The sequence below is a fragment of the Desulfocucumis palustris genome (assembly GCF_002933875.1).
GTDB classification, from domain to species: Bacteria; Bacillota; Desulfotomaculia; order Desulfotomaculales; family Desulfocucumaceae; genus Desulfocucumis; species Desulfocucumis palustris.
Genome location: NZ_BFAV01000143.1, coordinates 1 through 6,429 on the forward strand (window position 1 = coordinate 1; position 6,429 = coordinate 6,429).

Annotated in this window: 9 protein-coding genes; 1 reads left to right on the top strand and 8 read right to left on the bottom strand. The window is 45.6% G+C overall.

The annotated features are described in order from the left end of the window. Positions 1 to 183, top strand: a 183-nt coding sequence (locus DCCM_RS19030) for a hypothetical protein (RefSeq protein WP_207655600.1), incomplete at its 5' end; no start/stop codon positions are given. A gap of 353 nt (positions 184 to 536) precedes the next feature. On the opposite strand, the gene DCCM_RS13115 is transcribed toward DCCM_RS19030, so the two are convergent. The 8 genes from DCCM_RS13115 to DCCM_RS18705 form a co-directional block, all read right to left on the bottom strand. Next, on the bottom strand, positions 537 to 1,196 hold the full coding sequence (locus DCCM_RS13115; protein ID WP_231702770.1) for a DUF2786 domain-containing protein: 660 nt from the start codon (positions 1,194 to 1,196) through the stop codon (positions 537 to 539). A gap of 144 nt (positions 1,197 to 1,340) precedes the next feature. Continuing rightward, positions 1,341 to 1,922 carry a hypothetical protein gene (locus DCCM_RS13120; protein WP_128739152.1) on the bottom strand — a complete coding sequence of 194 codons (582 nt, stop codon included), beginning with the start codon at positions 1,920 to 1,922 and terminating at the stop codon, positions 1,341 to 1,343. Positions 1,923 to 2,239: 317 nt separating this feature from the next. Next, the gene (locus DCCM_RS13125; protein WP_104372847.1) at positions 2,240 to 2,557 is read right to left on the bottom strand and encodes a hypothetical protein; all 318 of its coding nucleotides are present in this window, start codon (positions 2,555 to 2,557) and stop codon (positions 2,240 to 2,242) included. After that, on the bottom strand, positions 2,550 to 3,389 hold the full coding sequence (locus tag DCCM_RS13130; RefSeq protein WP_231702771.1) for a ParA family protein: 840 nt from the start codon (positions 3,387 to 3,389) through the stop codon (positions 2,550 to 2,552). The genes DCCM_RS13125 and DCCM_RS13130 overlap by 8 nt, the downstream gene beginning before the upstream one ends. A gap of 126 nt (positions 3,390 to 3,515) precedes the next feature. Continuing rightward, on the bottom strand, positions 3,516 to 3,947 hold the full coding sequence (locus DCCM_RS13135; protein ID WP_165792152.1) for a type II toxin-antitoxin system MqsA family antitoxin: 432 nt from the start codon (positions 3,945 to 3,947) through the stop codon (positions 3,516 to 3,518). A gap of 42 nt (positions 3,948 to 3,989) precedes the next feature. After that, positions 3,990 to 4,247: a DUF4258 domain-containing protein gene (locus DCCM_RS13140; RefSeq protein WP_104372850.1), complete on the bottom strand. Its 258-nt coding sequence runs from the start codon at positions 4,245 to 4,247 to the stop codon at positions 3,990 to 3,992. A gap of 162 nt (positions 4,248 to 4,409) precedes the next feature. Further along, positions 4,410 to 5,270 (bottom strand): DUF3991 domain-containing protein, encoded by an 861-nt coding sequence (locus DCCM_RS13145; protein WP_104372851.1) that lies wholly within the window; start codon positions 5,268 to 5,270, stop codon positions 4,410 to 4,412. A 171-nt stretch (positions 5,271 to 5,441) separates the two neighbouring features. After that, positions 5,442 to 6,429, bottom strand: a 988-nt coding sequence (locus tag DCCM_RS18705; RefSeq protein WP_507762472.1) for a glycoside hydrolase family 78 protein, incomplete at its 5' end; no start/stop codon positions are given.

Sequence of the window (6,429 nt, forward strand, 5' to 3'; positions counted from 1 at the left end):
GCCTTTAGAGCCTGTGTTACAATAAAGCCTGTTGAAAAGGCAAAAAAGCGAATAAAAACGCTGCCTAAGCAGCGTCACCTATTAAAAGACCCCAAATTAAAACAGAATAAGCGGGCACTCTCCGACTGGCAAAAAAGCAAAACCCCAAAACAAGGGCGGAGTGTGCCCCAAAAACGAGCCTGACGGTCTTGCCACCCCAAAGGAATACCCCATAACAAGACGGTCAGGCGGCTTTCCTGCCCAAACAAAAGCCCAAAAGAAAAGCCCCAACAGACCCCAGCACCAAACCACAAAGCCGCGCTCCGCCGGGTACCCACGGTGGCCAGCACCGACCCCAGAGATTCAAACCCAAAAGGCTGGCCATGAGCGTTAAGCCGAGACCGCAAGACCCCAAAGAAAAACCTAAAAGGCGGGCTCGGTAGCGAAAGAGGGTGGCGGGAATTAGCGCCCAAAAAAAGAAGCCGGCAATCCCAAAAGGAATACCGGCTAAATCATAAAACCCGCCCCATATAAATTACATGCACTTAATCATTACCTCATCTAATCATCTTCCTCTTTTCATCAAAACTCCTACCATCACGATATCCAGTTTCCTTGGCCACAACTGAGTCACTTGTAACGAACCTAGTTTTCAAATCATATAAATCCAAATCATTAAACGCCTTGACAACCAAAGAATCCTTAACCAAAACCAAAGCATAATTATTAGACGCAACCTGCTCCTTAAACTTATCCTCCAAACCGCTAATAAAACCAACGAAATAATCATTTTTTAAACCCTTAATTCTACTTACCCGCAGCCTATAATTTTTAACAAACTCCTCGGCGAAATACAACATGGTTCTATGAGCATATAAAAAAACCTCCGCAGCAATCTCAACATCCTCCCGCAACCCCACAAAGCGAATACCCTGCCCAACATGATTATAAGAAAAGCAACGAAAATTTTCTCCAATAATCGAACCCAACCTTTTTTCATACCATGAAACCCTGTTTTTCTCATAAACACAAGAATCAGCCACAACTTTTTCCTGAACCTGATCCTTACAATCTATTTCAGACATAGACAACCCATGCAGGGCCAAAAGCTTTTGAGCCTTCAACATAGCAGCCTGGGCTTCCTCCTGAAAAACACTACCCGTCAATGCCAGAACCTTACGAATTTTATCAATGATTTTCTCATCAACAACCTTCAAAATATCAGCCCCCAACATAATCAATACCTGTTAAAACACACCCATGAAAAATAAAAAAACCAATAAAAAATACCGAAAAATTAAGTAAAACATCGGTAAAAAAGACCGAGTAAATACCGCCCATAGAAAATCCACATAATTTAATTAGAGGTCTTCTTCTCGAATTACGTTTCGCCAAAACTGATCTGGTAATGAGAACAATTGTTTCTTATAGATTTTAAGGTAATCAGAGTAAGGAACATAAATTTCAATTCCTTCTGCCATACTCCTTTGATCATCGCAGTATTTACAACAAAAATCAGCAATTAAGCGTCTATCCTGAAAAGATATTTCGATTATATAAATATCATCTTCCATGACAGACTGCATAATATTTACATCCCATTTGCCATCTAATAATTTTGATACTAAAACAACCTTTCCTTCAGTGTAAACATAATCCCAATCACCATCAAATGCAAAAGGAACAAAAAACACTTCACTGGCAAGTATAATCCTTATTATTTCTTTTTGAATATTTGACAAATACTCATTTTCATCCACCAAATGCTGATATTTATTAAGATACATTTCATAATAAATATTACGTTCACCATTTACCATATGATATTCCAATACTCCACTGCCGTTGCAGGCAACGCACGTTTTGCCTTGATATTTCAACAACCCAAAACACACATCACACATTGCCATAAAAATCACTCCAAACCAAAAAATATCGCCCAATCCCTAAAATCCAGCAACAATGGGGCTCATTAGCTGGGGCAGTCTGCCGGCCATGGCCAGCAGTATAAGCCTACCTAAAATGCCATGGCCGGCTGTCTGCCCCGACCCCAGCAGGACCACCAAAGCCAGGCAAGCACAGTTCAATAGAAGACAGGGCGGGCATTAGCCGGCCCTGTCTAACCACTTAAAAGACCCATGATTATACCAGGAATCCCAAACCGCCATGCATATTATATAAGTCGGTAAAGAATACCGAAGAAAACAGTAAAAAAGCAGTAAAAACAACCGAAGAGTTACCGTTTTCTAAAAAAGCAATCTCAATCCCTATCCTCAAAATAATGCCTGGGAATCAACTGCCGCAAAGCCAAATTGATAACCTGGCTGTAACTCATACCGTTATCCTCCGCATACTCCTCCAGCGCCCTAACTGTACTGGTATTAAAGCTATATGTTTTCTTAACGGCCTTCTCCTTCCTGGGCCTGTTCCGATATTTCCGAACCTTGTTTTCATCACCATCGGTAATAACAACCGAATCATTCGGTAAGACATCGGTAAAAACCCCCGAAGAACTACCGGCCTTACCCTTCACACCGCCAGGCATCAGCGCATCCAGGGCGGACCTCTTCTTATTCAACCCCCATCACCCTTTTGGCCAGAGCCTCGAAATCCTCAATCCCCCGCCTGTCCTTCAAATCGAAAACCGTCTTCCCCCAGCTGGGAGCCTCGGACAACCGCCCATTAATACGTATTTCATTAGTAACCTTTTCACCATACATCTTAGCCAGATCCGCCATAACCTCCTGACAAACACGATTCCTTCGCCGGTCAAAAAAAGTGGGCACCACAAAACCCACATCAACCGAAATATCATACTTCTCATTGACTTCGGCAATGGCGGAACCCACCTGGGCGCTGCCCACAACACTCAGCCACTCCATACTAACCGGCACCATAATATAATCGGAAGCCACCATAACAATAGTGTGCAGGATTGTCCTGGAAGGTGAGCAATCAATCAAAACATAATCATAAACATTCTTAAAAGAATCCAGGGATGTTTTCAAAACATCCGGAGAAGTATTCTTAAGATCAAAAAGCCATTGAAGCCCTATCTTATGAAGAATCCTTTTCAACTCCGTGGCATCACTACCGGAAAGGTCGGAAAATAAAAACCCCATATTCAACAAAAAAGGAACCGCCCCCAGGCTGTCACCCCCGGAAGAAATAATATCCAGCCTCTCCCGGACATTAACAACCGCATCGCCAGGCCTTCTTCCCTCCATCAAAACCTCAAACAAAGTGGTTCTCCTCTGCTCGGAAGAAAACCATATTCTGATATTGTCTTGCATATCCGTGTCAACAATCAGCGTCCGCTTGCCGGCCAGCGCCAGGGCATGCCCCAAATGTACGCTGATGGTGGATTTGCCCACCCCACCCTTGCTGTTTAAGATGGAAATCGTCTTCATCAATTACACCAACCTTTCATAAATAAAAAATAAATAAAAATTACCGAAAATCACGGTATATAATAGGTAAGAATTAAATAAAAAAAAGCCCCGGACATACATCCGGGACCATTCTTTATCAAACATTCAGCTTCGGGCCAGATTAATACTCATTCCTGGCTTCTTCTCAATCTTCAACTTATATATATCGTTAACATCACACTCAAGAGCGCTGGCCAGCTTTAAAGCGAGCAAAATACTCGGCACCTTTTTATTCTTTTCCACCGTATTATAGCGCTGCTTGGACCAACCCATCCTTTTGGCCACTTCCTCCTGGGTAAGATCCAAACCTTTCCTAACCTCTTTCAGCCTGTTATCCAGCACCAGTACCTTATCAAAATATTTGGCCACATCATGATCAATCTTCTCGGATTCCGAAGAATCCAGCACCACTTCACCGCAATCCTGACACTCATCCACATTGACATCGGGAGTAACCACCTTAATTCCGTTAACATAACTGACCCAGTTACGCTTCTTGGAAACAACACTGCCGCCACCGCAATTATAACACTTCAAGGTAAAACCTCCCTCAAACTGGAATGACAAGGTGAGCAGTGGCTACATAACCGTGACCACTATCACCTTATCTTTTATCACAACTGCCAGCTTGCGGTTAAACCTGCCGCCCTGGATTTTATAATAAGTATCATTTTCCCTGCAATCAACCCTGATCAACCTGCGCGGGTTAAGCAAAATATCCTTTACCAGTGAAGTATTCAGCTTACGGGCAGTCATCTGATCCCTGGCATGACCAGTAAGCCTGAAACCATTTTCCCTTGTAATCCTTGTAATTTCCTGCAAAATATCATTTTCCATATCAACACCTCCATTATACCAGACAAAAAAATAAAGTCAACCGATGGGTTAACTTGATCTCTTTCTCTGTTTTTTAAGAAGGTCCCCGGGCAGGCCGGGAGGGATACCGGACCGGTTCCTGCCTTAAAGAAATGCCCAGAAAGAAAAAACCTAAAAACCCCGCTAATTACGTTTAAGCACCTCGTTCCAATCCTTTTCCGCCGGCACCAGATTCTCAACCTCATAGCCTTGTATAAGCCAATCCCTCCATTCAGCCGCAGCCTTACGGCCCCATATATCACCGTCAAGAGCCAGGACAACCTTCTTCACATCCACACGGCCCACAAACCCCTCCAGAGCCTCCCGGTGCAGTCCCCCAAGGGCAAGGACATGGCCAAGCCTCACACTGGTGGGCTGAATAACCGCCAGGCTCATGGCGTCTATAGGCGCTTCAATCACTGTCACAGTATTTGATATATCAGTTCCGGAAGGCAGCCACCACCAGCCAAAGGTAGTATCGCTGCCGACAGCAAGCCCCTTCCAACTGACATTGGACACCGTGCCGGCCAGGATCGCGCCCTGGGCCCTGCCGGCGGAATCATTACAAACGAAAACACAATTCCCCTTTTCGTCTTGATACAAAAGACCGGCCCGGATCAGTTCCACCACCAGCTCCGCCGGCAGCCCCCGGGTTTTGGTCAAATAAGCGATAACCCTGCGCTCATTCTTATGCCGCGCCGGCATCTCCAGCTCTTTTTTCTCCTCTTTAAACAACTGCAAGGGCACATCAGCTACAGCCGTACCGTTCAAACCGAGCACCGCATCCCGAAAGCTCATATTCAAAAACTTAATACAAAAATCCAAAGCATTGCCGTCTTCCTCAGTACTGAAGCGATAATAACCGTTACCTTTAATCACAAGCCCGCCATATCCCGGCAGCCGCCAGTTCTTCCCCTCCCGCTTCAACACATACCCTTTCGCCTGAAGAAACTCAGCCAGGTTGGCCTGCCTGGCTTTTAAAATAAACTCCCTGGGAAAAGCCATCTCACCACCTCCAAATACATCCACATGTAAATAAGCGTGCCCGAGAAAAAATTCCACGTGGAATAATCGAAAATGCGAAAAATCCACTTAAAATAAAATAGCCCCGGCATATAACCGGAGCCATGGTGCATATTAGATATTCATCGTTTTCAAGAATCCTGCGTATATTATTCAATTTTTTCTTCCCTTGAGCACCACAGACCAATCCGTATACGAGGTACCCAAGACCTGTGCAACATCAATATCATAGGGTGCACTAACCCTTAAGTGCGCGTTATTACCAACACTTGTAGTCCCCTCCAAAAGAGCCCTGATTACCGTCGCATCTCCGGCAATGATTACCTCGGGCCTGGACCATATCTCGCAGGACAGCCTGTTGGTGGCCGAGCCCCAGGGGAGTAGAGCCGTCAGGTTATGAACCGTCGCCGTGGTTTTTTCCCCTGTTGATATGTCGTGATAATAGAAATTTATGCCTAAAGGCAGGGTATTAACCGGGCCTATGGAGTCCACCAGTATAACAACCATGCCGTTGGCTTTAATTTTCGGCAAAGGGTTGGTGCCGTAATCAATCATGATATGTGTTGCAGGGTCGTTTAAAACCGGCACGGGCTGTCCGTTGGGCGGATTGCCTATTTTAGACACCCTCAGTCTCTCCAGGGCGATAATCTCAAAGTCCTGGCCGTTAGACCAGGGACTCTCCAAACCCCACGCATCCCATACCTTGATTCTCCAGCCGTACTGCCAGGCCCGGGAGTTCCACCATACCGACGGGCTTACCGGGGTGGCGGCCTTTGGATATACATAAGATTGCCCGGAACTGATCACCATGCCCGTATCCATTACTGACATGCCTGTACGGGTGGAAAAGGGTATTTGATAGGCATACTGCCTGTTCCCCGAATCGTAGTGGGTATCCACCCAGATTGACCAGTTGAAGCCCGGCTCCGTATGCAGAAACCGGCTCCCTGTAAGCCCCCCTGCTATTGTAGAGGATAGCGATGTTCCAGTGACAGACGGTATTGAGCGCGTATCCGCAATAAAACCCGTGCTGATGTTGCCCAAGCCGGAACCGTCCCTGAACTGTATTTGCACCGTCTGGTTTGAGGTATAGCCTGCGAATTTCACATCCGGGGCCAAGCCGGAAACCGTACGCCAGCCT